General features: G+C 71.7%; 25 protein-coding genes and 1 riboswitch. Of the genes, 15 read left to right on the top strand and 10 right to left on the bottom strand.

Features of this window, described 5'->3' with window-relative positions; genetic code table 11:
* The first annotated feature begins 16 nt into the window (after nucleotides 1–16).
* Together RB614_RS00435 and RB614_RS00430 are read left to right on the top strand one after the other, a co-directional pair.
* A complete protein-coding gene (locus RB614_RS00435) occupies nucleotides 17–412 on the top strand; it encodes a roadblock/LC7 domain-containing protein (protein ID WP_308710256.1) in 396 nt (131 codons plus the stop codon).
* Between the two features lie 56 nt (nucleotides 413–468).
* Nucleotides 469–840: a hypothetical protein gene (locus tag RB614_RS00430; RefSeq protein ID WP_308710255.1), complete on the top strand. Its 372-nt coding sequence runs from the start codon at nucleotides 469–471 to the stop codon at nucleotides 838–840.
* Between the two features lie 61 nt (nucleotides 841–901).
* Here the strand turns inward: RB614_RS00430 and ppdK are convergent, their stop codons facing one another.
* A complete protein-coding gene (ppdK, locus tag RB614_RS00425; RefSeq protein ID WP_308710254.1) occupies nucleotides 902–3,607 on the bottom strand; it encodes a pyruvate, phosphate dikinase in 2,706 nt (901 codons plus the stop codon).
* 191 nt (nucleotides 3,608–3,798) lie between these two features.
* Nucleotides 3,799–4,920 (bottom strand): tRNA dihydrouridine synthase DusB, encoded by a 1,122-nt coding sequence (dusB, locus tag RB614_RS00420; RefSeq protein WP_308710253.1) that lies wholly within the window; start codon nucleotides 4,918–4,920, stop codon nucleotides 3,799–3,801.
* A gap of 23 nt (nucleotides 4,921–4,943) precedes the next feature.
* Between dusB and RB614_RS00415 the strand changes: the two genes are divergently transcribed.
* Nucleotides 4,944–5,468 carry an XdhC family protein gene (locus RB614_RS00415; RefSeq protein WP_308710252.1) on the top strand — a complete coding sequence of 175 codons (525 nt, stop codon included), beginning with the start codon at nucleotides 4,944–4,946 and terminating at the stop codon, nucleotides 5,466–5,468.
* Nucleotides 5,469–5,740: 272 nt separating this feature from the next.
* On the opposite strand, the gene RB614_RS00410 is transcribed toward RB614_RS00415, so the two are convergent.
* From RB614_RS00410 to RB614_RS00400, 3 genes are all read right to left on the bottom strand, one after another.
* A complete protein-coding gene (locus RB614_RS00410) occupies nucleotides 5,741–7,120 on the bottom strand; it encodes a glycine--tRNA ligase (protein ID WP_308710251.1) in 1,380 nt (459 codons plus the stop codon).
* 116 nt (nucleotides 7,121–7,236) lie between these two features.
* Nucleotides 7,237–7,749: a hypothetical protein gene (locus tag RB614_RS00405; protein ID WP_308710250.1), complete on the bottom strand. Its 513-nt coding sequence runs from the start codon at nucleotides 7,747–7,749 to the stop codon at nucleotides 7,237–7,239.
* A 29-nt stretch (nucleotides 7,750–7,778) separates the two neighbouring features.
* Nucleotides 7,779–8,120 carry an antibiotic biosynthesis monooxygenase family protein gene (locus tag RB614_RS00400; RefSeq protein ID WP_308710249.1) on the bottom strand — a complete coding sequence of 114 codons (342 nt, stop codon included), beginning with the start codon at nucleotides 8,118–8,120 and terminating at the stop codon, nucleotides 7,779–7,781.
* Nucleotides 8,121–8,144: 24 nt separating this feature from the next.
* Between RB614_RS00400 and RB614_RS00395 the strand changes: the two genes are divergently transcribed.
* From RB614_RS00395 to RB614_RS00365, 7 genes are all read left to right on the top strand, one after another.
* The gene (locus tag RB614_RS00395) at nucleotides 8,145–8,393 is read left to right on the top strand and encodes a DUF6703 family protein (RefSeq protein ID WP_308710248.1); all 249 of its coding nucleotides are present in this window, start codon (nucleotides 8,145–8,147) and stop codon (nucleotides 8,391–8,393) included.
* Between the two features lie 122 nt (nucleotides 8,394–8,515).
* A complete protein-coding gene (locus RB614_RS00390) occupies nucleotides 8,516–9,490 on the top strand; it encodes a metal ABC transporter substrate-binding protein (RefSeq protein WP_308710247.1) in 975 nt (324 codons plus the stop codon).
* 14 nt (nucleotides 9,491–9,504) lie between these two features.
* Nucleotides 9,505–10,251 (top strand): metal ABC transporter ATP-binding protein, encoded by a 747-nt coding sequence (locus RB614_RS00385; protein WP_428982893.1) that lies wholly within the window; start codon nucleotides 9,505–9,507, stop codon nucleotides 10,249–10,251.
* The gene (locus RB614_RS00380; protein ID WP_308710244.1) at nucleotides 10,248–11,123 is read left to right on the top strand and encodes a metal ABC transporter permease; all 876 of its coding nucleotides are present in this window, start codon (nucleotides 10,248–10,250) and stop codon (nucleotides 11,121–11,123) included. The genes RB614_RS00385 and RB614_RS00380 overlap by 4 nt, the downstream gene beginning before the upstream one ends.
* A 28-nt stretch (nucleotides 11,124–11,151) precedes the next feature.
* Nucleotides 11,152–11,514, top strand: a complete 363-nt coding sequence (locus RB614_RS00375; RefSeq protein WP_308710243.1) for an ArsR/SmtB family transcription factor — start codon at nucleotides 11,152–11,154, stop codon at nucleotides 11,512–11,514.
* Between the two features lie 103 nt (nucleotides 11,515–11,617).
* Nucleotides 11,618–12,028, top strand: a complete 411-nt coding sequence (locus RB614_RS00370; protein WP_308710515.1) for a Fur family transcriptional regulator — start codon at nucleotides 11,618–11,620, stop codon at nucleotides 12,026–12,028.
* Between the two features lie 29 nt (nucleotides 12,029–12,057).
* Nucleotides 12,058–12,657: a hypothetical protein gene (locus RB614_RS00365; RefSeq protein ID WP_308710242.1), complete on the top strand. Its 600-nt coding sequence runs from the start codon at nucleotides 12,058–12,060 to the stop codon at nucleotides 12,655–12,657.
* A gap of 641 nt (nucleotides 12,658–13,298) precedes the next feature.
* Here RB614_RS00365 and RB614_RS00360 read toward each other — a convergent pair.
* Both RB614_RS00360 and RB614_RS00355 read right to left on the bottom strand, forming a co-directional pair.
* Complete coding sequence (locus tag RB614_RS00360; RefSeq protein ID WP_428982886.1) at nucleotides 13,299–15,224, bottom strand: acyl-CoA dehydrogenase family protein; 1,926 nt, start codon at nucleotides 15,222–15,224, stop codon at nucleotides 13,299–13,301.
* Between the two features lie 136 nt (nucleotides 15,225–15,360).
* Nucleotides 15,361–15,957: a DUF6328 family protein gene (locus tag RB614_RS00355; protein WP_308710240.1), complete on the bottom strand. Its 597-nt coding sequence runs from the start codon at nucleotides 15,955–15,957 to the stop codon at nucleotides 15,361–15,363.
* Nucleotides 15,958–16,079: 122 nt separating this feature from the next.
* Between RB614_RS00355 and RB614_RS00350 the strand changes: the two genes are divergently transcribed.
* Nucleotides 16,080–16,322 (top strand): hypothetical protein, encoded by a 243-nt coding sequence (locus tag RB614_RS00350; protein WP_308710239.1) that lies wholly within the window; start codon nucleotides 16,080–16,082, stop codon nucleotides 16,320–16,322.
* Complete coding sequence (locus RB614_RS00345; RefSeq protein ID WP_308710238.1) at nucleotides 16,319–17,290, top strand: hypothetical protein; 972 nt, start codon at nucleotides 16,319–16,321, stop codon at nucleotides 17,288–17,290. The genes RB614_RS00350 and RB614_RS00345 overlap by 4 nt, the downstream gene beginning before the upstream one ends.
* Nucleotides 17,291–17,305: 15 nt before the next feature.
* On the opposite strand, the gene RB614_RS00340 is transcribed toward RB614_RS00345, so the two are convergent.
* The 3 genes from RB614_RS00340 to RB614_RS00330 all read right to left on the bottom strand — a co-directional run bounded on the left by RB614_RS00340 (nucleotide 17,306) and on the right by RB614_RS00330 (nucleotide 19,869).
* Complete coding sequence (locus RB614_RS00340) at nucleotides 17,306–18,058, bottom strand: sugar isomerase domain-containing protein (protein WP_308710237.1); 753 nt, start codon at nucleotides 18,056–18,058, stop codon at nucleotides 17,306–17,308.
* Nucleotides 18,051–18,800 (bottom strand): TIGR03943 family putative permease subunit, encoded by a 750-nt coding sequence (locus tag RB614_RS00335; protein ID WP_308710236.1) that lies wholly within the window; start codon nucleotides 18,798–18,800, stop codon nucleotides 18,051–18,053. Before RB614_RS00335 ends, RB614_RS00340 begins: the two co-directional genes overlap by 8 nt.
* A gap of 115 nt (nucleotides 18,801–18,915) precedes the next feature.
* Nucleotides 18,916–19,869 carry a permease gene (locus RB614_RS00330; RefSeq protein WP_308710514.1) on the bottom strand — a complete coding sequence of 318 codons (954 nt, stop codon included), beginning with the start codon at nucleotides 19,867–19,869 and terminating at the stop codon, nucleotides 18,916–18,918.
* 143 nt (nucleotides 19,870–20,012) lie between these two features.
* Nucleotides 20,013–20,124, top strand: a riboswitch (TPP riboswitch).
* A 53-nt stretch (nucleotides 20,125–20,177) separates the two neighbouring features.
* Here RB614_RS00330 and RB614_RS00325 point away from each other — a divergent pair.
* Genes RB614_RS00325 through RB614_RS00315 form a run of 3 tightly spaced genes read left to right on the top strand, consistent with a single transcriptional unit; the run spans nucleotide 20,178 to nucleotide 22,890 of the window.
* Nucleotides 20,178–20,750 (top strand): ECF transporter S component, encoded by a 573-nt coding sequence (locus RB614_RS00325; protein ID WP_308710235.1) that lies wholly within the window; start codon nucleotides 20,178–20,180, stop codon nucleotides 20,748–20,750.
* Nucleotides 20,750–22,144 carry an ABC transporter ATP-binding protein gene (locus RB614_RS00320; RefSeq protein WP_308710513.1) on the top strand — a complete coding sequence of 465 codons (1,395 nt, stop codon included), beginning with the start codon at nucleotides 20,750–20,752 and terminating at the stop codon, nucleotides 22,142–22,144. The genes RB614_RS00325 and RB614_RS00320 overlap by 1 nt, the downstream gene beginning before the upstream one ends.
* Nucleotides 22,141–22,890: an energy-coupling factor transporter transmembrane component T family protein gene (locus tag RB614_RS00315; RefSeq protein ID WP_308710234.1), complete on the top strand. Its 750-nt coding sequence runs from the start codon at nucleotides 22,141–22,143 to the stop codon at nucleotides 22,888–22,890. The genes RB614_RS00320 and RB614_RS00315 overlap by 4 nt, the downstream gene beginning before the upstream one ends.
* Nucleotides 22,891–22,936 lie beyond the last annotated feature (46 nt).

The raw sequence follows: 22,936 nt of genomic DNA, 5'->3' as shown, positions 1-22,936 counted from the left end.
CCCCCCCCCCGACGGCATGCTCATCGCCAGCGACATGGGCACCGGTAGGGAACGGGAGCCCGGTGGCGTGGAGGCGGAAACCGTAGCCGCGCTCTCCGCCGCCAGCCTCGGGCTGGGGCAGCGGTTCGCCGCCACCGTCCAGCAGGGTCACCTGCGCGAGACGGTGATCCAGGCGGACGGCGGCTCCGTCGTCGTGTACGCGGCGGGCCGCGGCGGCCTGCTGACCGTGCTCACCCGCCCGCACGCCAACCTCGCCCGCTTGCACCACGAGGCCCGCCAGGTCGCGGCCCGCCTCGGCCGGATCGTCGACGGTCGCGGGATAACCCAGCCGCCGACGCCCGCCCCGGCGGCGAACGCCCCGGACCGGCACCGCCTCGCCCGCCGCACACCCATGGCCACGATCAGCCGATAGCAGGCCCACGAGCATCCACAGAAGACAATCCACACAGGACAGGAGTGCACCACCCCATGGCTGACATGGACGCGAGCCTCAAGGAAATCATGCAGATCGACGGTGCCATCGGCGCCGCGCTGGCCGACTACACCAGCGGTATGGCGCTCGGCACGATCGGCGGCACCAAGGACCTCGACCTGGCCGTCGCGGCCGCCGGCAACACCGACGTGGTGCGGGCCAAGCTGCGCGCCATGGAGATGCTCAACATCAAGGAAGCGATCGAAGACATCCTGATCACTTTGGACACCCAGTACCACCTGATCCGGCCGCTCACCGGTCGCGCGGGCAAGGGGCTGTTCCTCTACGTGGCCCTGCTCAAGGGGCGCGCCAACCTCGCCATGGCCCGCCACCAGCTGCGCCAGATCGAGGAAAACCTCGACGTCTGAGCGCCCGATCCGTTCGCCGGCCGGGGAGCACGCCCTCCCCGGCCGGCGGGCACCGGGCGGTTCAGCGGCTGTCCGAGCCCACCGCGGTCTCGATCGCCGCGCGGCCGGCCTCCAGCCGCGCGATCGGCACCCGGAACGGCGAGCAGGAGACGTAGTCCAGCCCCACCTCGTGGAAGAAGTGCACCGACTCCGGGTCGCCGCCGTGCTCGCCGCAGACGCCGATCTTGAGGTCCGGCCGGGCCGCGCGCCCCTCGTCCACCGCGATCCGCACCAGCCGCCCGACGCCGTCCCGGTCGATCGACTCGAACGGCGAGATGCCGAAGATGCCCAGCTCCAGGTAGCGCCAGAAGAACGCGCCCTCGACGTCGTCCCGGGAGAAGCCCCAGGCCATCTGGGTGAGGTCGTTGGTGCCGAACGAGAAGAACTCGGCCGCCTCGGCGATCTGCCCCGAGGTCAGCGCCGCCCGCGGCACCTCGATCATCGTGCCGATCGACACGTCGTCGGCGCCCGCCTCGGCGATGATCCGCTCGGCTTCGGCGCGTACCGTCTCCAGCTCCTGCACCGCGCCGACGAGCGGCACCATGATCTCCGGACACGGGTTGCCGCCGCGGCGCGCACACTCGGCGGCGGCTTCGGCGATGGCCCGTACCTGCATCGCGAACAGGCCCGGGATGACCAGCCCCAGCCGTACGCCGCGCAGGCCCAGCATCGGGTTCTGCTCGTGCATCCGGCGTACGGCGGCGAGCAGCGCCTCGGCCTTGCCCGCGTTCTCGCCCCGCTCGTGCGCGACCGCCACGCTCACGGCCAGCTCCTCCAGCGACGGCAGGAACTCGTGCAACGGCGGGTCGATCAGCCGTACGGTGACCGGAAGCCCGTCCATCGCCTCGAAGATCTCCAGGAAGTCGGCCCGCTGCAAGGGAAGCAGCGCGTCCAGCGCCTCCTGCCGCTCGCCCTCGGTGCGGGCGAGGATGAGCCGCTCGACCAGTTCGCGCCGGTCGCCGAGGAACATGTGCTCGGTGCGGCACAGGCCGATCCCCTCGGCCCCGAAGCGCCGCGCCCGCGCCGCGTCATGCCCGGTGTCGGCGTTCGTCCGGACCCGCAGCCGCCGCGCCGCGTCGGCGTGCGACATGATCCGGTGTACGGCCGACACGAGCGGGTCGACCTCGTCCTCCTCCGGTGACAGCTCGCCCTCGAAGTAGCGGACCACTTCGGACGGTCGCACCGGCACCTCGCCGACGTACACCCGGCCGGTCGTGCCGTCGATGGAGATGACGTCCCCCTCGACGATCGTCGTACCGTCCACTGTGAACTTCTTCTTGCGGGTGTCCACATCGAGCGCGTCGGCGCCGCTGACGCACGTCTTGCCCATCCCACGCGCCACGACGGCCGCGTGGCTCGTCTTGCCGCCGCGCGAGGTGAGGATGCCCTGTGCCGCGATCATGCCGGCGAGGTCGTCCGGGTTGGTCTCCCGGCGGACCAGGATGACCGCCTCGCCCTCCTTGGCCAGCTCGACCGCGCGGGGCGCGTCGAAGACCGCCTTGCCGACCGCCGCGCCCGGGGACGCGCCCACGCCCTTGGCGAGCGGCTTGGGCTCGTCGGTGAGGTCGAAGCGGGGGAACATCAGCTGGCCGAGCTGGGCGCCGTTGACCCGCCGCGCCGCCTCGTCCAGGTCGATGAGCCCTTCGTCGACGAGCTGGCCGGCGATGATGAACGCGGCCGCCGCGGTGCGCTTGCCCACCCGGGTCTGCAGCATCCACAGCTTGCCCTGCTCGATGGTGAACTCGATGTCGCACAGGTCCTTGTAGTGACCCTCCAATGTGGCCATGATGCCGAGCAGGTCGTCGTACGACCTCTTGTCCAGCCGCTCCAGCTCCTGCAGCGGGATCGTGTTGCGGATGCCGGCCACCACGTCCTCGCCCTGCGCGTTGGCCAGGTAGTCGCCGTAGATGCCCTGGGTGCCGGAGGCCGGGTCGCGGGTGAAGGCGACGCCGGTACCCGAGTCCGGGCCGAGGTTGCCGAAGACCATCGCCACCACGTTCACGGCGGTACCGAGGTCGGCCGGGATCCGCTCCTGGCGGCGGTAGAGCACGGCCCGCTCGGCGTTCCACGACTCGAAGACAGCGCGGATCGCCAGGTCCATCTGCTCCCGGGCGTCCTGGGGAAACTCGCGCCCGGTGTGCTTGGCGAAGATCTTCTTGTACGCGTCGACCAGCGCCCGCAGGTCGCCGTCGTCCAGGTCGAGGTCGTTGTCGGTGCCGCGGGCCCGCTTGGCCTCGTCGAGCGCGTGCTCGAACTCCTCGCCCGGCACCTCGCACACCGTCTTGCCGAACATCTGGATCAGCCGCCGGTACGAGTCCCACGCGAACCGCTCGTCGCCACCGGCCTGCGCGGCGAGGCCGGACACGCTCGCGTCGTTGAGCCCGACGTTGAGGACGGTCTCCATCATGCCCGGCATCGAAAAGCGGGCGCCCGAGCGGACCGAGACCAGCAGCGGGTCGGCCGCGTCGCCGAGGCGCTTGCCGCGCGCCTCCTCCAGGTCGGCCAGGTGCCGGTCGACCTGCTCGCGCAGCCCGTCCGGCTCGCGACCGGTGGTCAGGTACGCCCGGCACGCCTCTGTGGTGATGGTGAAGCCCGGCGGCACGGGCAGCCCGAGGTTGGTCATCTCGGCGAGGTTGGCCCCCTTGCCGCCGAGGAGGTCCGCCATGTCCTTGTTGCCTTCGGCGAAGTCGTACACGTAGACGTCGTTCGCTGCCGATTTCGCTGCCACCAGAGCCTCCTGCCACCGCGTTCACCGTTGAACGAACGGTCTAATCCCAAGAGGGTTTAGTACCCAATGGTGGGCGAAGGTTAAGCGAGATACGCCACGTCTCGGGAGGGTTCGGTGACCATGCGCACACCTGCCAGGGGTGTGACGTTCACGCCCGTTTCTGGGAACGATCCCATGCGCAGTTTCGCGCGTCAGCCGCCGGAGTCGTCGTGTTCGGCGTCGTCCGGGACGGCCTCGGAGTCGCGGTCGTCGAGCCACCCGTACGGCAGGACGACCCGGGCCGGCGCGTTGGTGCGGCCGCGCGGCTGGCCCAGGACGTCCGTCGGAAACGGCTCGCCCGCGTCGACCTTGCCCAGCAGGTCGTCGAGCTCGGCCAAGGACGAGGCCATCGCCATCGAGCGGCGCAGCTCGGCGCCGACCGGAAAGCCCTTCAGGTACCAGGCGACGTGCTTGCGAAAGTCGGTGACCGCCTCCCGCTCGGCGCCCCACCAGTCGACCAGCAGCTCGGCGTGGCGACGCATGATCCGGGCGACCTCGCCCAGCGTCGGCAGTACGCGCTCGGAGCGGCCGGCGAACCCGGCGGCCAGGTCGGCGAAGAGCCATGGGCGGCCCAGGCAGCCCCGCCCGACCACGACACCGTCACAGCCGGTCTCGGCCACCATGCGCAGGGCGTCGTCGGCCTCCCAGATGTCACCGTTGCCCAGCACCGGCACGTCGAGCGCCTGCTTGAGCGTGGCGATCGCCGCCCAGTCGGCGGCGCCGGAGTAGCGCTGCGCGGCGGTACGCGCGTGGAGAGCGACCCAGGCGACACCGGCGTCCTGCGCGGTCAGCCCCGCCTCGACGTAGGTCAGGTGATCGTCGTCAATGCCCTTGCGCATCTTGACGGTGACCGGCAGCCCGGCGGCGTTGTCGACCGCCGCGCGCACGATCGCGCCGAAGAGCCGCCGCTTCCACGGGATCGCCGAGCCGCCGCCCTTGCTGGTGATCTTCTTGACGCTGCACCCGAAGTTGAGGTCGATGTGGTCGGCCAACCCCTCGTCCACCACCCGGCGCACGGCCTTCGCCGTGATCTCCGGGTCGACGCCGTAGAGCTGCATGCTGCGCGGGTGCTCGCCGGCCCCGAACTGGATCAGCCGTTCCGTCTTCGGATTGCGGTGATGCAGGGCCACCGTCGTGATCATCTCGCAGACGTAGAGGCCCGCGCCGTACTCCCGGCAGAGCTGGCGGAACGCCACGTTGGTGATGCCGGCCATCGGCGCCAGCACCACGGGCGGGTCGATCACGTGCCGACCCAACGTCAACGTTCCAGTCACGGCAACCAGGGTAGTTTGGGTTGGTGACCACACCCGATCCGGCGTGCGCCACTGCACAGGGCGACCTTCCGCCCGATCATGGGCCGCGCACGCTCGTCGCCGTCTTCGAGTCGCCCGTCGCCGAGCACCTGATCCGCTTCGCCGCCGACCTGGGCTACCGCACGGTGCTCGTGGAGCCCCAGCCGCGGCTGCTGGCCGGCACCCCCAAGCCACACGGCGACCAGACGGTGGCCAGCGTGAGCGCGGCCGGCCTCGACGAGCACACCGACGTGGTCGTCACCGACCACGACCGCCCGGAGCTGGGCACCATGCTGCGCGACGCGCTCGACAGCAAGGCGCGCTGGATCGGCGTCATGGGCGCCAAGCGCCACACCGCGCCGCACGTCGAGGCGCTCCGGAGCCTCGGCGTCGACGACGAGGCCATCGCCCGGATCCACCGCCCGATCGGCCTCAACATCGGCTCCAAGACCCCGGCCGAGATCGCCCTGGCCACGCTCGCCGGCCTGATCGCAGACCGCAACCGCCGCCCCGGCGGCTTCACCTTCTGACCCCGCCTCGACCACGTTCGAGCTACCGCGACGTCCGCGGTGGTCCAGACCGTTGCGCGGGGGCCCCGGGGGAAACGTGGAGCGCAGCGGAGCGTTTCTTGGGGTGCGTTCCCGCGGCCTCACCCTCCGCCGCGCACGCCCGCCCGCCATCGCGCAGATCTTGGAGAGTTGGGGCACCTATAGCCGCCCTAACTCTCCAAGATCTGCTTGTGGGACCGCGGAGGGCGAGGCGGGTGTCGCGGTAGTCCGGTCCGGAGAATCGATCTTGGGGGTCAGCAGCCGGGGAGGCGGTCGATCAGGTAGCGCTCCACCTGGTCCAGCGGCACCCGCTCCTGCCGCATGGTGTCGCGGTCGCGGACCGTCACGGCGTCGTCCTGCAGCGTGTCGAAGTCGACGGTGACGCAGAACGGGGTGCCAATCTCGTCCTGGCGGCGGTAGCGGCGGCCGATCGCCTGCGAGTCGTCGAACTCCACGATCCACCGCTTGCGCAGCGTGGCGGCCAGCTCGCGGGCCTTGGGCGAGAGCTCGGGGTTGCGCGAGAGCGGGAGCACCGCGACCTTGATGGGCGCCAGCCGCGGGTCGAAACGGAGCACCGTGCGCTTGTCGACGCCACCCTTGGTGTTGGGCGCCTCGTCCTCGTCGTACGCCTCGAGGAGGAAGGCGAGCACCGCGCGGGTGAGGCCGGCGGCCGGCTCGATCACGTACGGCACCCAGCGCTCCTGCTTTTCCTGGTCGAAGTAGGACAGGTCGACGCCGGAGTGCTTGCTGTGCGTGGTGAGGTCGAAGTCGGTGCGGTTGGCGATGCCCTCCAGCTCGGAGAAGTCCGTGCCGCCGAACTGGAAGCGGTACTCGATGTCGACCGTCCGCTTCGAGTAGTGCGACAGCTTCTCCTTCGGGTGCTCGTAGAAGCGCAGGTTGTCCGGGGAGAGGCCGAGGTCGATGTACCAGTTCCAGCGCTCCTGCAACCAGTACTCGTGCCACTGCTCGTCGGTGCCGGGCTCGACGAAGAACTCCATCTCCATCTGCTCGAACTCGCGGGTGCGGAAGATGAAGTTGCCCGGGGTGATCTCGTTGCGGAACGACTTGCCGACCTGCGCGATGCCGAACGGCGGCTTCTTGCGCGCGGAGGTCTCCACGTTGCGGTAGTTGACGAAGATGCCCTGGGCGGTCTCGGGCCGCAGGTAGTGCAGGCCCTCCTCGCTCTCGACCGGGCCGAGGTAGGTCTTCATCAGGCCGTTGAACATGCGCGGCTCGGTGAAGGTGCCCTTGTTGCCGCAGTTGGGGCAGTTGATCTCGGACAGGCCGGCCGGCGGGCGGCCGTGCTTGGCCTCGAACGCCTCCTCCAGGTGGTCGGCCCGGAAGCGCTTGTGGCAGGAGACGCACTCGGTCAGCGGGTCGACGAACGCTTCGAGGTGGCCCGACGCGGCCCACACGTCCGTGGCCAGGATCACGGCGGAGTCGATGCCCACGATGTCGTCGCGCTGCTGGACCATCGTGCGCCACCACTGGCGGCGGACGTTTTCCTTCAACTCCACGCCGAGCGGGCCGTAGTCCCAGGCCGACCGGGTGCCCCCGTAGATCTCGCTGGAGGGGAAGACGAAGCCCCGGCGCTTGGCGAGGCTGACAACGGCGTCGATGCGGTCGGCTGGCATGTGATTTCCTCCTGCGCCGGCTGGCGGTCGGCGGGGACCAGTGAGAAGAGGTTACGGACGGGACTTACAACGGCTACCGCCACCGTACGGTTACCGGCGGCCCAAACCCCAGCAGATTACCCCGCGATGCCGCACACCTCGAACTGGCCGGTGCCCGAGTCCTGGGCCAGCGTGATCTCCAGCCGGTCTCGCCCGCCGGTCGCGTACGTCACGTCGGTCGGCACGGTCAGGTCGGTCAGGTTGACGTCGCCCACCTGGTACGACGTGACCCGCGGCTCGCGCGTCACCCGCGCGGTGAACTGGGCCGGCGTCTCGTCGCGCTGCAGGTCGTCGCAGAGCAGCTCGTACGCGTCCTCGTACTTCCCCTCGGCGAGCGCGTCGAAGTAGTCGCCGACGATCGTGTCGGCCTGCTCGTTGAGCGACTCCGCCTGGGTGATGACGAGCCCGACCAGTGCCGTGCCGCCGGCGCCGCAGCAGAGCACCGCGGCCAGGCCGGCGATGCCGAGGGAGAGCCACATGCGGGCGTTGCGCCCCTCGGTGGGCGGTGCCGCGAACGGCGGCGTCACGCCCGGGCCGGGCGGTGGCGGTGGCGCGTCGGTGGGCGAGGGTGCGCCGGCTGCCAGCGTCATGACGGCAAGCGTAGTGCGCGCCCGCCTCATCACCGGCCCGGATCGGCCGCCCGGTCGCTGCGGGCGGTGCTCACCTCGCCGCCGGGCGTGGCCTCGGCCAGCGCCTCGTACGCCGAGGGCTCGTCGAGCGACTCGGCGAGCAGGGGTGTCGCGTACACCTTCACGTCGAACGCGCCGAGCGCCCGCCGGTACGTGCCGACCGACTCCCACTCGGTGACCAGGCACCAGTACGACGGCTCGTCGAGCGAGCGGGTGAGCCGCCCGCGCAGGTAGCCGGGGCGTGCGGCGAGGGCGGCCAGCGCGGCGTGGGCCCGCTCGGTGAACGACCCGGCCGCGTCCTCCTCGACCACGAACCGGTTCATGACCAGCACGCGCGCCTCCTTAGAGTTGAATCCATGAAGGGTACGCGTGACGCCCGGCTGGCCCGGATCAACCCGACCGCCGCGTTCCTCGGTGCGCTGGTCGTGGTGCTCGTCGGCCTCTTCGCGCCCGGGGCGTTCGGCGGGGTGGTGCTGCTCGCGCTGGCCGCCGGGATGGTCTACCTGATGAGCCGCACCTGGCCGGTGACCGCGCCGCGGACCCGGTCGATCCGGGTGATCATGCTGGGCCTGCTACTCGTGGCGGCACTGTTCAAGATCCTGTGATCGAAGCTCCCTTCACGTCGTTCTAGCGACATGGCGGGAGCTTCGATCACAGGAAAGGCAACAACGGGCATCGACCCATGCGCTTTTGACAATCATTGTCATCTCGGCGGAGAGTAGGGGTTATGCGTAACCGCCCCACCCCTCGGGCCTTCCTCGCCACTGCCGCTGCCGCCGCCCTCGCGCTCGGCGCGCTGACCGCCTGCGGTGACGACGCCTCTTCGGACACCGGTGCCGTCGCCGGCAAGCTCGACGTCGTGGCCGCCTTCTACCCGCTGCAGTTCGTCGCCGAGCGGGTCGGCGGCGACGCCGTGAGCGTGACCAACCTCGCCAAGCCCGGCGCCGAGCCGCACGACCTGGAGCTCAACGCCGACCAGGTCGCCCAGATCGCCGACGCAAAGGTGGTCGTCTACCTCAAGGGCTTCCAGCCGGCCGTCGACGAGGCGGTGGAGCAGCAGGGCGGCGACCGGGCGTTCGACGTGTCGACCGCCGTGCCGCTGCTGGACGCCACGGCGGGCCACGAGCACGAGGGCGAGGAGGCCGGCGCCGAGGAGGAAGAGCACGAGGAGGCGGCGGGCGGCAAGGACCCGCACGTCTGGCTCGACCCCACCCGCCTGGCCACCATCGGCGAGAAGGTCGCCGAGCGGCTCGGCCAGGCCGACCCCGACCACGCCGCCGACTACACGGCCCGCGCGGCGACCTTGCGGACCGACCTGGACACGCTGGACAAGGAGTACGCGGCGGGGCTGAAGACCTGCCAGCGGCGGGAGATCGTGACCAGCCACTCCGCGTTCGGGTACCTGGCCGACCGGTACGACCTGGAGCAGATCGGCATCACCGGCCTCACCCCCGAGGACGAGCCCTCCCCGCAGCGGCTGGCCGAGGTGGCCACCGAGGCGCGTGAGCACAAGGCGACCACGATCTTCTTCGAGACGCTGGTGAGCCCGAAGGTGGCCGAGACCATCGCGAACGAGGTCGGGGCGAAGACCGCGGTGCTCGATCCGATCGAGGGGCTGCAGCCGGGCAGCTCGGACGACTACTTTTCGGTGATGCGGAAAAACCTCGCGACCCTCGAGCCGGCGCTGGGCTGTAGCACGTGAGCGATACGAACGTCGTGGACGTCTCGCACGGGGTGGTCGCTTACGGCGACCGCCCCGTCCTGCGTGACGTCTCGCTCCGCGTCACCGCCGGCGAGGTGGTGGCGATCCTGGGTGCGAACGGTTCGGGCAAGTCCACCCTGATCCGCGCGGTCCTCGGGCTGATCCCGCTCCGGGCCGGCACCGTCTCGCTCTTCGGCACGCCGCTGCGCCGCTTCCGGCAGTGGCACCGGATCGGGTACGTGCCGCAGCGGATCGGCGCTGGCAGCGGCGTGCCCGCCACGGTGCGCGAGGTCGTCGCCTCCGGCCGCTTGGCCCGCCGCGGTGTGCTCCGCCCGCCCGGCGCCGCCGACCGGGCCGCCGTGGCCGCCGCGCTCGACGCCGTGGGCCTCGCCGGGCGGGCCGCCGACCCGGTCGCCACCCTCTCCGGTGGGCAGCAGCAGCGCACGCTGATCGCCCGCGCGCTCGCCGGCGAGCCCGAGCTGCTGGTGCTCGACGAGCCCACGGCCGGGGTCGACGCGGCCAGCCAGGAGGCGTTCGCGGAGGCGCTGCGCGGGTTCGTGGCCGGCGGCGGGACGGTGCTGCTGGTCGCGCACGAGCTCGGGCCGCTGCAGCCGCTGGTGGGGCGCGCCGTGGTCGTACACGATGGACGGATCGCGCACGACGGCGCGTGCCCTCCCCCGGCGGGCCACCACGCCCTGCCCGGCCACGACCACGTCCACCCGCACGAGCATCCGGCGCCGCACGGGGTGTTTCAGCCGTGAGCATGTTCCAGTACGACTTCATGGTCCGGGCGCTGATCGGCGCGCTCGTGATCGGGCTGTCCGCGCCCGCGCTCGGCATCTACCTGGTGCAGCGGCGGATGTCCCTGATCGGCGACGGCATCGGCCACGTGGCGCTCACCGGGGTCGGGGTGGGGCTGCTGCTCGACCGTTCCCCCGTGCTCACCGCCGTGATCGTCTCCACGGTCGGCGCCGTCGCGATCGAGCTGCTCCGCGAGCGCGGCCGCACCTCCGGCGACCAGGCCCTCGCGCTGCTCTTCTACGGCGGCATCGCGGGCGGCGTGATGCTCGTCGGCCTCTCCAGCAACCGTAGCAACGCCAACCTCATGGCGTACCTCTTCGGCTCGCTCACCACCACCTCCCGCGACGACCTGGTCGTGATCGTCGTGCTGGGCGCGGCGGTGCTCGCCGCGATGCTGCTGCTGCGCCCGGCGCTGTTCGCGATCTGCCACGACGAGGAGTACGCGCGCGTCTCCGGCCTGCCGGTCCGCACGCTCAACGTGCTGATCGCGGTCACCGCCGCGGTCACCGTCACGATCGCCATGCGTACCGTCGGGCTGCTGCTGGTCAGCGCGCTGATGGTGGTACCGGTGGCGGCGGCGCAGCAGGTGACGCGGGGCTTCCGGGGCACGATGGCGCTCGCGATGGGGCTGGGTGTGCTCTCCGCCGGCGTCGGCGTGTGGCTGGCCGGCGAGGCGGACACCGCGGCCGGCGCGACGATCGTGGTGCTGGCCATCGGCGGCTTCGTCGCGATCGCCGCCGGGGCGGCGGCCTGGCGGCTGCTGCGCCGCCGGGTCCAGGCGTTCCCCCAAACCGCCGACGTGGAGCCCCCGGACGTGGTCCTCGAACGCTGACCGCCCTCGTTTGGACTACGGTTGCGGGGTGACCACGACGGCCGGATACGAGGCGTACGAGGGTGCGGGCGAGTTGCTCCGCGCTCTGTCCGCGCCTATCCGGGTGGCGATCGTCACCGAGCTCGCCGGCGGTGAGCGGTGCGTGCACGAGCTGGTCGACAAGCTCGGCGCTCCGCAGCCGCTGGTCTCCCAGCACCTGCGCGTCCTGCGGGGCGCCGGCGTGGTGCGGGGCTCCCGGCGCGGCCGCGAGATCGCGTACACGCTGGTCGACGAGCACATCGCGCACATCGTGGCCGACGCCGTCAGCCACGCACGGGAGGTACACGTGAGGGAGCCTGGCCCGCGGCTGGCTCAACCCGGAGCCGGGCGCGGAGCGACCAGCCCGGATTGAGCCGGCAGCCAGGGCCGAAGCGAGCAGAGCGAGCCCGCCGGCAGAGCCCGGCGGCGTCGGCTCACGACGGCGGTGAGCGAGCGATCAAGGAGATACGGTGAGCATCGACGAGGGGACCGGGGCGGCGGTCCGCAACACCCGCCAGCGCACCGCCGTCAGCTCGCTGCTGGGCGAGGTGGAGGGCTTCCACAGCGCGCAGGAGCTGCACGCGATGCTCCGCGAGCGGGGTGAGCGGGTCGGCCTGACCACGGTCTACCGCACGCTGCAGGGCCTGGCCGACTCCGGCGAGGTCGACGTGATGCGGCCACCGGGCGGCGAGCACCTGTACCGCCGGTGCAGCGAAGGCCATCACCACCACCTGGTCTGCCGCTCGTGCGGCCGCACGGTCGAGGTCGAGGGCCCGGCGGTGGAGAGCTGGGCCGAGCGGGTGGCGGCGCAGCACGGTTTCGTCGGCGTGAGCCACACCCTGGAGATCTTCGGCACCTGCCCGGAGTGCGCCACCCGCACCGGGTGATCTTGCAGGCGGTGCGAGACGCTGATCCCGTGAAGATTTACGCCGATCGCGCCCCCGCCGCCGCCCGCCAACTGGTCACCGATCTGCTCGTCGTCGCCTGGGTGTACGCCGCCGTCCGGGCCGCGATGTGGCTGCACGACCTGGTGCAGAAGCTCGCCGTACCGGGGCAGCGGCTGGAGGGTGCCGGCACCGGGCTCGCCGACGGTCTGTCCGATGTGGGCGGCAAAATCAACCGGGTACCGATCGTGGGCGACGAGCTGACCGCGCCCTTCAACGGCGCCGCCGACGCCGCCCGCTCCCTGGCCGGCGCCGGGCAGCAGCAACAGGACGTGGTCAACGACCTGGCGCTCGCCCTCTCCCTCGGCCTGCTGGTGTTTCCGCTCGGGCTGGTGCTCTTCGTGTGGCTCCCGTTGCGCGTACGCTGGATCCGCCGCGCCGGCGCCGCGGCCACCCTCCGCTCGGCCCCCGCCGGCCGCGACCTCCTGGCCCTGCGCGCCCTGGCCACCCAGCCGCTCCGCAAGCTGACGAAAATCGACCCCGACGTCGCCCAGGCCTGGCGCCGCGGCGACGAGGACACCCTGCGGGCACTCGCCGCCCTGGAGCTCAAAGGCCTGGGTCTACGCGCCTGACTTACCCCGGTCCGCCTCAGCTGCGGACCGCATGCGCGGGGTCCCCGGGGAACGTGGAGGGCATCGGCAGCGGCACAGGCGTGTGCGCGCGGAGCTCTGGAGCTGCCCGCACAGACGGGGCACCCCGGCAACCACGCGGCGGTGTAGTGGGGTAACCGCAGCCAACGCGGAGGGTAAGGCCGCGGGAACGCACCCCCAAGAAAACGCTCCGCTGCGCTCCACGTTTCCCCGGGGACCCCGCACAACGGTCTGGACAATGCCACTCACGCTAGTCGATCAAGGCTGTGAGCCTGGCGCGCTCGGGAGCGTCAGCCCGCCGCCCGGCCCAGGCGGCGATCACTACTGGGCGGGGTGGTCGAGATCGTGGTACGCAGGTGCCCTCGGGCGGGCGGATCCGTACCACGATCTGCTGGGACGGTCCGGCCTTCCCGACGAGCGCCGGGCGGTCGTTGAGATCGTGGTACTCAGGTGCCCCCAGCGGGGCACCGGGATACCACGATCAGCCCGGGCCGACCAACGGCGGAGGGTGCGGCCGCGGGAACGCACCCCAAGAAAACGCTCCGCTGCGCTCCACGTTCCCCGGGGACCCCGCACAACGGTCTGGACCACGGCGGACGTCGCGGTAGCTCAAAGTCTCTGGGTCATGGGGGTGGGATGCGGCGGCGGACGTCTTCGGCCGCGGACGGGCCGGGCTCCCAGGTCGCGACCCAGGCGGCGTCCGACGGTGGGGGCACGATGCCGTCTTCGAGGAACTCGTAGCGTCCTTCCAGCACGCGGCGGGCGACCTTGGTGTCGAGGGAGTCGGTGTTGTCCCACAGGGCGGCGAAGAGCGCCTCCGCCCGCAGCCGCGCCTGGCGGCAGAAGAGGTCGGCCAGCTCGACGCCTTCCGGCCGGGTGGAGCGCTCGGCGCGGGCCCGCACGCAGACGGCCGACATGGCGAAGAGCTCGGCGCCGATGTCGACGATCCGGCCGAGGAAGCCCTGCTTGCGCTCCAGCTTTCCCTGCCAGCGGGACATCGCGTAGAACGTCGAGCGGGCCAGCTTGCGGGAGGCGCGCTCCACGTACCGCAGGTGGGCGGCGAGCGGACCGAACTCGCCGTACCCGTTGGGCACCTGCCCTCGCCCGACGGCGAGCGTCGGCAGCCACTTGGCGTAGAAGGCGCCGGCCTTGGCGCCCGCGCGGGCCTTGCGCCCGAGGCTTGCCTCCGGGTCGATGATGTCGCCGGCGACGGCGAGGTGGGCGTCGACCGCCTCGCGGGCGATCAGCAGGTGCATGATCTCGGTGGATCCCTCGAAGATCCGGTTGATCCGCAGGTCGCGGAGGATCTGCTCGACCTCGACCGCGCGCTCGCCGCGGGCGGCCAGCGAGTCGGCCGTCTCGTACCCGCGGCCGCCGCGGATCTGGATCAGCTCGTCGGCCACCTGCCACGCCATCTCGCTGGCGAAGAGCTTGACCAGCGCGGCCTCGATCCGGATGTCGTTGCGGTCGTCGTCGGCGATGAGGCAGGAGAGGTCCAGCATGGACTCCATCGCGTACGTGGTGGCGGCGATGAACGCGATCTTCTTGGCGACCGCCTCGTGCTGGCCGACCGGCCGCCCCCACTGCACCCGCTCCGCGGACCACTGCCGGGCCACGTTGAGCGACCACTTGCCGGCGCCGACGCACATGGCGGGGAGCGAGAGCCGGCCGGTGTTCAGGGTGGTCAGCGCGATCTTGAGGCCCTTACCGAGGCCGCCGATGACGTTCTCGGCGGGTACGAAGACGTCGTGGAAGCGGGTCAAGCTGTTTTCCAGGCCGCGCAGGCCGAGGAAGGCGTTGCGCCGCTCGATCGTGATCCCCTCGCTGTCACCCTCCACCACGAACGCGGTGATGCCCTTGTCGGGCACACGCGCCATCACGACCAGCAGCGTGGCGACGGTGCCGTTGGTGGCCCAGAGCTTGACGCCGTTGAGCCTGTACCCGCCCTCGACCGGCTCGGCGGTGGTGCCGAGGCGCGCCGGGTCGGAGCCGACGTCCGGCTCGGTGAGCAGGAACGCGGAGACCTCGCCGCCGGCGAGCCGGGGCAGGTACGTGCGCTTCTGCTCGTCGGTGCCGAAGAGCTTGAGCGGCTGCGGTACGCCGATCGACTGGTGCGCCGAGAGGAGCGCGCCGATCGAGGGGTTTACCGAGCCGGCGAGGGTAAGCGCCTTGCAGTAGTGCAAATTGGAGAGCCCGAGCCCGCCGTACTTCTTGTCGATCTTCATGCCGAACGCGCCGAGCGCGGCCAGCCCGTGGAAGACCTCGTCCGGGATCCGCGCCTCGCGCTCGATCCGCGCTCCGTCTACATCAGACCGGACGTACGCGTCCAGCTTGGCCAGATACTCCTCCGCGTCGGCCACGGACTCCGGCGACGGGGTCGGCCAGGGGTCGATCAGGTCGAGCCGGAAACGCCCCAGGAAGAGCTCCTTGCCGAAGCTGGGCTTACGCCACTCCGACTCGCGCGCGGCCTCGGCGACCTGCCTGGCCTGCTGTTCCGAAACGGTCGCGGTCACGGCACACCCCCTTGACGAGGATCGGCTTGTTGCCACGCTACCCGCAGGTACTACTCAGCGGTAGGTTTCTCGCCTCGATCGTCGTGCCGTCCTGTCTTCGCGCGGTCTTGTCGCTACCGCGCGGCGATCTCGTCGCTGTCCGCCGTGCGGCGGTCTCGGCTCCGTCGCCGCGCTACGGGGTGACGGACCCGCCGCGGCCCTCGCCACGCGGAGCCGCGGACTCGCCCGGCGGAGACGCGGACTCGCCCGGCGGAGACGCGGACTCGCCGGACGGAGACGCGGACTCGTCGCGGTCCTCGCGGCTCGGGGCCGCTACCTCGTCGCGGTCCTCGCGGCGCAGCAGGGGGAGGATGAGCCACAGCAGCACGAACCAGGCGGCCGTGACACCGCTCAGCAGCCAGGCCACCCAGCGATCGAGGATGAAGTCGGTGATCAGCAGCACCGCGCTCACCATCGCGACCAGCATGAACACGAGCCCGACGGACGCCATCCGGTGCGCCGAACGGACCAGTTCCGGCTTGCGGCCGCGCTGGAAGAGCACCCGGTGGTACGCCACGGGCGCGATCAGCGCGGCGGCCGCGCCCGCCGAGGCGAGCAGCGCCACGACGTAGACGTCCTTCTGAAACTGGCTCACCTCGTCGAAGCCGGCGCTGAACGGGAGCGTCAGCAGGAACGCGAACAGGATCTGCACGCCGGTCTGCGCGACCCGAAGCTCCTGCAGCAGATCGGCGAAGTTCCGCTCGTATCGTTCCTTGTCGGTCTCCGGCACGCCGCCGTCAGTGCCCCGCTCGCCCCAAGATCAAACCCCGGCGGCTCAGGCGCTGTTCAATTTTTGGAGACGTTCAGTTCTCATGAACGGAGTCCAAACCTGAACACAGGTGGAGTCACGTCATGAGCATCGCCGCAGATCATCTGATCGAGGTCGCGCGGGAGCGCCTGCGCGAGTTCGGCATCGATCTCGAAATCGAGTCTCCGAAACGTCGGGCCCAGCACGTCGACGCGATCGCCACGCTGTCGCGAGCGGGTGCCAGCGCGCGTTACGCGGTGCTCGTGAAAGAGCTGACCCTCACTTCCGTGGTGCGCGTTGCGGCGCCCAGGCCCCCCATCCTCTCCTGGTCATCGGTGGCCGGGTGACCTCGCGAAGCGCAGCCTCACTCGCGGCTGGCAAGGTCCGCGAGGTCGCCCACGCCGCCGGCGTATCCGTGGGTCAGGCGCACGACGCCTTGGCGCAGCTCCAGCAGTCCGGCTTCCTCGACCCGGCGTCGAAGAGGTTGGATCGGACCGACGAGCTTCTCGATTACTGGGCCGCCGCATACCTGACCGGGCTGGGGCGGCGGCTTGAGATCGCCACCTATTCCGGCGACCCGTCCAGGCCCGTCAGTAGACCGGACCCCGACCAGCCCGTCTATCTCAGCAGCGAGTCCGCCAAGGGGGCCGATATCGCGCGTTCTGGGTCTCGCCGCTTCGCGACGAGGAAGGACCCTCGACAAAGGGGCGCAACGCCCCGTGGCCACTCGTCTACGCCGACCTCATGGCCAGCGGAGACGCCCGTCTCAGCGAGGTCGGCCGGGCTTGGAGGGCACATCATGCTCGACCCGACGAAATGTGATCCCGCTCAGCTTGACTTGGTCGACGTCGTGGTCACCGAACTGTTGGCGAAGTCGACGCGACCGGGCGCGGACGACGTGATGGTCGTCGGCGCGCGTTGCCGTGACGTCCTGCAGAGCGCGCTGGGACACGAATTCCCGCTCCGGGCCACGACCGACATCGACCTCGGGTTGGCGGTCGCGAACTGGCGGGCGTGCGAGGAGCTGACCGAAACCCTCCCCTTGGCTGGGGACACCGGGATCCGGTACCGGGTGGTGAGCGGGGATGTCGATCTCATGCCGTTCGGCCCGGCCGAAGATCCGCCTTCTCGGTGCGGACATAGCCGACATCGCAGGCCGCACTCGCATGTCCGAGCTTGCCGCGCGTTGGGCCGAATCGCGAAGGATCTGCTGTACCAGCGGTTGAAGGTGTCACAGGCGCGCGACTGGCCCAGTTCCCTGGAGCGCTGTCGGGCGCTGGTCCGTGCGATGGAGCTTGGCATGTTCACGTGGTGAGCCCTGATTTCGGGATCAGGCGCCGCGGCGGAGGCGGCCGGCGTACCGGGCTTCGAGCTCGTGGTTGTGCTCGTCGCCGCCGGGGACGTTGGCGGAGAGGTAGACCGGGGGCGCCTCACCCGCCTCGACCATGCGGCGTACGACCTCGACCGTCACCTGCTGGGCGAGCAGCGCGGCGGTGATCGAGGAGATCGCGCCGACCGCGCCGCCGCCGGGTAGCGCCAGGGTGGCGTCGCCGTACGGGGCGCCGTTGTCCAGCACCACGTCGGCGATGTCGGAGAGTTTGCGCCCGGACGGGTGCCGCGAGTCGACGCCGGCCGAGTGGGCCAGCGAGGTGACCGCGATCAACCCGTGCCCGCGCCCCTTGACCAGCGTGGCGAACTCCACGATGGACCCGTTGACGCCGGAGTTGGACGACATGACGAAGACGTCGGCGGGCTGGATCGGGGCCAGCGCGTAGAGCCGGTGGGCCACCGACGGGTCGCGTTCCAGCATCGGCCCGAGCACGCTCGCCGGCTCGCCGCCGAAGAGCACCAGGTCGCGCAGCGCGATGCGGTTGGTGGGCACGAGCCCGCCGGCCCGCCCCGCGACCTCCATCGCGAACGCCTCGGAGTGCCCGCTGCCGAACGCCTGCACCACCCCGCCGGCCCGCAGCGCCGCGACGACCAGGTCGGCGGCGCGCAGGACCCCCTCCCGCTGGCTCGCCGAGACGCGCTCGACGGTGCCGGTGACGACGCGCAGGAAGCCGTCCGCGCTCAGTTCACTCATACTGCTGCTTGGGCGGGTCGATCTGGGTCCAGGTCTCGACCTCGATGTACGGGATGGTCTCCTCGTTGACCGGGTCGGTGACGGTCCGGTCGGTGTACTTGCCGACCACCTCGACCCAGGTGTCGCTGGCCAGCCCGGCCGGCGCGTTGCCGGACATGCCGAGCTTGATCGGGCGCCCGTCGGCCGCGCAGCAGCTCAGGATGATCCGGGCCAGGATCGGCTCGCCGTTGGGCCCCTGCGCGATGAAGCCGGTCAGCTGCACGGTGCGGTCGCCGAGCGAGACGCCCTTGTCGAAGACCGCCCGGGAGGCGTAGTCGAGCACGCTGATCTTCGCGGGGTCGCCGGGCGGGAGCGGCGGGTAGTCGGAAGCCTGCTGGCTGGAGAGGGCGGTGCCGGCCTGGCCCGCCGCGTACGACCCGAGGGCCGGCGGGGCGACCAGCAGCAGCCCCAGCACCGGCAGGATGAGCAGCCAGGCCACCCAGGGCTCGCGGTGCGGCTTGCCGTCACCGTGGTCGTGGCCGTGGTCGGCGGGCTCGGCGTCGTCGCCGCCGGCGCGGGCACGCGGGCGGAGCACCTCGTGCACGAGCGTCATCACCGCGGCCGCGATCAGCACCAGCCCGGCCGCGATCAGGAACGGCCGGAGCGACTCCTTCACGTACCGCAGGTACATGTCGGTCACGCTCGCCCGGACGATCGCTCCCCCGAACAGCAGCATCACCACGGCCTGCGCCTGCCGGTTCACAGAGCCTCCTGGTTCGCTCGCTCGTGCGGCGCTGAAGGCGACGTCCGCCACCCCGAAACCCCGACTACGTCGGCGGGGCAGCTCCGTCCAGACGCCGCCGCGCCAACTCGCTCCCTCACAGAATCACCGCCCCTACGGCTACGCCGGCGAGGACGCAGATCGCGAACGTCGCCGGGGCGAATCGGAACGCGAACCGGCGGCCGAAGACGCCGGCCTGCATCGAGATGAGCTTGAGGTCGACCATCGGGCCGACGACCAGGAAGACCAGCCGCGACGTGAGCGAGAACTGGGAGAGCGAGGCGGCCACGAACGCGTCTGCCTCCGAACAGATCGACAGCAGCACGGCGAGGACGGCGAGCGCGATCACCGAGAGCACCGGGTTGTCGGCGAGGGTCTGCAGCCAGCGCTCGGGCACCACCACGTTGATGGTGGCGGCGGCCATCGCGCCCAGCACGAGGAAGCCGCCGGCGTGCACGACGTCGTGCCGTACCGAGGCCCAGAAGGCCCGCCCCTTTGGCATGCCGTCGAGGTCGGGCCGGTGCGGCAGCCGGATCCACTCGGCCTTGCCGAGGCGGAGCCAGAGCCAACCCATGATCATGGCGACGACCAGGCTGGCCACGCCGCGGGCGACCACCATCTCCGGGTTGTTGGGAAACGCGACGGCCGTGGCGGCCAGCACGATCGGGTTGATCGCCGGGGCGGCGAGCAGGAAGGCGAGGGCGGCGGCGGGTGTCACGCCGCGGCGGATCAGCGAGCCGGCGATCGGTACGGCGCCGCACTCGCAGCCGGGCAGCACCACGCCGGCGCAGCTCGCCACCGGTACGGCGAGGGCGGGGTGGCGGGGCAGCGCCCGGGCCCAGAACGAGCGGGGCACGTACACGGCGATGATGGCCGAAAGCACGACGCCGAAGACCAGGAACGGCACCGCCTGCACCATCACCGACACGAAGACGGTGGTCCAGGTCTGCAGGCGCGGGTCGGAGATGGCGTCGGCGACGGGCCCCCGGAAGAGCACGAGCAGGACGAGCAGCACCGCCAGGATCTCGACCGAACCCACCCGGTCACCCAAAAGCCGGCGGCGGGGCGGATCCTCGGGAGGCGATGGCGCAGTCTCCGCCCGTTGATCGGTCGCGCGCTCTGCGGTCGTCACAGCAGGTAATTCCCTTCACTGACGCAGGCCGACCAAGGGTAGCCGGTGTTAACGTGACGGGAAACAACCGACAGGGGAGCGCACAGCGCTGAGAGTGCGGGTGCCGCGAGGCGGCCGCAGACCCTCGAACCTGATCTGGGTAATGCCAGCGCAGGGAGTCGAATCTCAGGCTCGCCGGCATCCGGCGTGCGTCTTCTCCTGGTTCGCGAGGACTGGGAGGTTTTCATATGAACAACAACCGCTGGCGCACGGTCGACGTCGTGGTCGCGGCCGTGCTGGGCGTGGCGTTCGGCGTCATCTTCTGGGCCTGGGGCCTGCTCTGGGACGGCCCGGCAAACGCGATCCCGCTGCCCGGCCGGGCGCTCATCTACGGCATCTGGCTGGTTCCGGCCGTGCTCGGCCCGCTGGTGATCCGCAAGCCCGGCGCGGGCATCTTCACCGAGTTCGTGGCGGCGACCGTGTCGACGTTCTTCGGCTCGCCGTGGGGCCTGGTGACCCTGCTGTACGGGCTGTTCCAGGGCGTCGCGGGCGAGTTCGCGTTCGCCGCGACCGGCTACCGGAGCTGGCGCCTGCCGACCGCGATCGTGGGCGGGGCGCTGGCCGGCGGCGCGGCCACCCTGCTCGACGTGATCAACTACTACCCCGACACGAGCGCCGCCTGGAAGTGGGCGTACGCCGCCCTGCTGGTGCTCAGCTCCGCGGTCATCGCCGGCGTCGGCGGCTGGCTGCTGACCCGGGCGCTGGCCCAGACCGGCGTGCTCGACCGCTTCCCCGCGGGCCGCGAACGCGTTCCGGTGTGATCCGGGCCAAAGGCTTCGGCTGGCGGCACGCCGGACGCAAGGCCTGGGCGGTCCGGGGGCTCGACCTGCGGGTGGAGCGCGGCGAGCGGGTGCTGCTGCTGGGCGCGTCCGGCGCCGGCAAGAGCACGCTGCTGGCCGCGCTCGCCGGCTTGCTCGCCGCCGACTCCGGCGAGCGGGAGGGCACGGTCGAGGTCGACGGGCGGGTCGGCATCGTGTTCCAGGACCCGGAGACGCAGATCGTGATGGCCCGGGCCGGCGACGACGTGGCGTTCGGGCTGGAAAACCACGCCGTGCCGCCCGCCGCGATCTGGTCCAGAGTGGACGGCGCGCTGGCCCGGGTCGGCTTCCCCTACGGCCGGGACCGCTCCACCGCCGCCCTCTCCGGCGGCGAGCAGCAGCGGCTCGCGCTGGCCGGCGCGCTCGCCCTCCGCCCCGACGTGCTGCTGCTCGACGAGCCCACCGCCAACCTCGACCCGGCCGGCGCCGGTCTCGTCCGCGGTGCGCTCCGCGAGGCCCTCGACCCCGGCACCACCACCGTCCTGGTCGAACACCGGGTCGCCGAGGCACTCCCCCTGGTCGACCGGGTGGTCGTCCTGGAGCCTGGGGGCGGCGTCCGGGCCGACGGCCCGCCGGACGAAATCTTCGCCACGCAGGGTGACCGCCTGGTCGCCGAAGGCGTGTGGGTGCCGGGCCGTCCGGTGGAGCCCCGGCACGCTTGCGCGCCGCCGGGCGAGGCGCTGCTCACCGCCGAAAAGGCCACCATCCGGGATCGGCTGGCCGCCGTCGATCTTCTGGTACGCGAGGGCGAGTCCCTGGCCATCCTCGGCCCGAACGGCTCGGGCAAGTCCACCCTGGCGCTGCTGCTCGGCGGGCTCCTCAAGCCGGACGGTGGTCGGATCGCCGCCACCGCCGCACTCGCCGGTCCCGACGCGGCCACTCCCCCGCACCGGTGGCGGGCGCCGGCACTGGCCCGCCGGATCGGCTCGGTCTTCCAGGACCCGGAGCACCAGTTCGTGACGTCCACGGTGTACGACGAGCTGGCGCTCGGCCCGCGCCGCACCGGGATGCCCGACGGTGCGGTCAGGTCCACAGTAGACGGGCTGCTGTCCCGGCTGCGGCTGGACCGGCTCGCCGCCGCCAACCCGTACACCCTCTCCGGTGGCGAGGCGCGCAGGCTGAGCGTGGCGACGGCGCTGGCCGCAGCACCGGCGCTGCTGGTCCTGGACGAGCCGACGTTCGGGCAGGACCGGCGCACCTGGGTCGAGCTGGTCGATCTCCTCGCCGGCCTGCGCGACGAGGGGCGCGGCATCGTCACGGTCACGCACGACCCCGACTTCGTGGCCGCGCTGGCCGACCGGACGGTGCACCTGCGCGCAAACCAGGAGACGCTGTGAGGGCCGTGCTCGCGCGCCGCAACCCGGTCGCCAAGGTGGCCGCCGCGCTGGTCTTCACCGTCGCGCTGGTCACCACGCTCGACCCGGTGCCGCCGGCCGTGGCCATCGCGATCGAGCTGGCGCTGGTGCCGCTCTTCGGCGTCGGCTACCGCACGCTCGCCCGCCGCGCCTGGCCGCTGCTGGTCAGCGCCGCCGGTGTCGCGGTGACCATGGTGCTCTTCGCCGCCGAGCGCACCGGCGACACCGTCTTCCAGGCCGGGCCGGTCGAGGTCACGACGAGCGTGCTGAACGGCGCGCTCGGGCTGGCGCTGCGGGTGATCGCGATCGCGCTGCCCGGGGTACTCGTCTTCGCCTCCACCGACCCGACCGACCTCGCCGACGCGCTCGTGCAGAACGTGCGGGCGCCGTACCGGTTCGCGATCGGCGCGCTCGCCGCGTTTCGGCTGGTGCCACTGCTCGGCCAGGAGTGGCAGCTGCTCCGCCTCGCCCGGCGGGCCCGTGGCGTGGACGCTGGGCGCAACCCGTTCGCCGCCGCGCGGATCTTCGTCTCGACCGCCTTCGGCCTGCTCGTCGGCGCGATCCGGCGAGGTACCCGGCTGGCGGTGGCGATGGACGCGCGCGGCTTCGACCGGGGCGGTCCGCGCAGCCGGGCGCGCACACAGCGCTTCGGAACCGCCGACGCGGCGCTCGTGGCCGGCGCGGTGGTACTTTCCGTGGCCGCCCTTTGGACCGGTTTCGCCACCTGAGCGCCAACCATGCCGGGCTGCGCATGTTCGCATGACAGCAGCCACC

Origin of the sequence: Phytohabitans maris (assembly GCF_031085175.1) — a bacterium.
Classification (GTDB): Bacteria; Actinomycetota; Actinomycetes; order Mycobacteriales; family Micromonosporaceae; genus Phytohabitans; species Phytohabitans maris.
The sequence above is the reverse complement of the archived record's forward strand: the minus strand, read 5'-3'. Positions and strand labels throughout refer to the sequence as shown.

Bases quoted from the DNA above. Each gene is read 5' to 3' on its own strand.
- RB614_RS00435 (WP_308710256.1), top strand. From the start codon at position 17: ATGCTCATCGCCAGCGACATGGGCACCGGTAGGGAACGGGAGCCCGGT.
- RB614_RS00430 (WP_308710255.1), top strand. From the start codon at position 469: ATGGCTGACATGGACGCGAGCCTCAAGGAAATCATGCAGATCGACGGT.
- RB614_RS00410 (WP_308710251.1), bottom strand. From the start codon at position 7,120: ATGCCAGCCGACCGCATCGACGCCGTTGTCAGCCTCGCCAAGCGCCGG.
- RB614_RS00405 (WP_308710250.1), bottom strand. From the start codon at position 7,749: ATGACGCTGGCAGCCGGCGCACCCTCGCCCACCGACGCGCCACCGCCA.
- RB614_RS00395 (WP_308710248.1), top strand. From the start codon at position 8,145: ATGAAGGGTACGCGTGACGCCCGGCTGGCCCGGATCAACCCGACCGCC.
- RB614_RS00390 (WP_308710247.1), top strand. From the start codon at position 8,516: ATGCGTAACCGCCCCACCCCTCGGGCCTTCCTCGCCACTGCCGCTGCC.
- RB614_RS00350 (WP_308710239.1), top strand. From the start codon at position 16,080: ATGAGCATCGCCGCAGATCATCTGATCGAGGTCGCGCGGGAGCGCCTG.
- RB614_RS00340 (WP_308710237.1), bottom strand. From the start codon at position 18,058: ATGAGTGAACTGAGCGCGGACGGCTTCCTGCGCGTCGTCACCGGCACC.
- RB614_RS00325 (WP_308710235.1), top strand. From the start codon at position 20,178: ATGAACAACAACCGCTGGCGCACGGTCGACGTCGTGGTCGCGGCCGTG.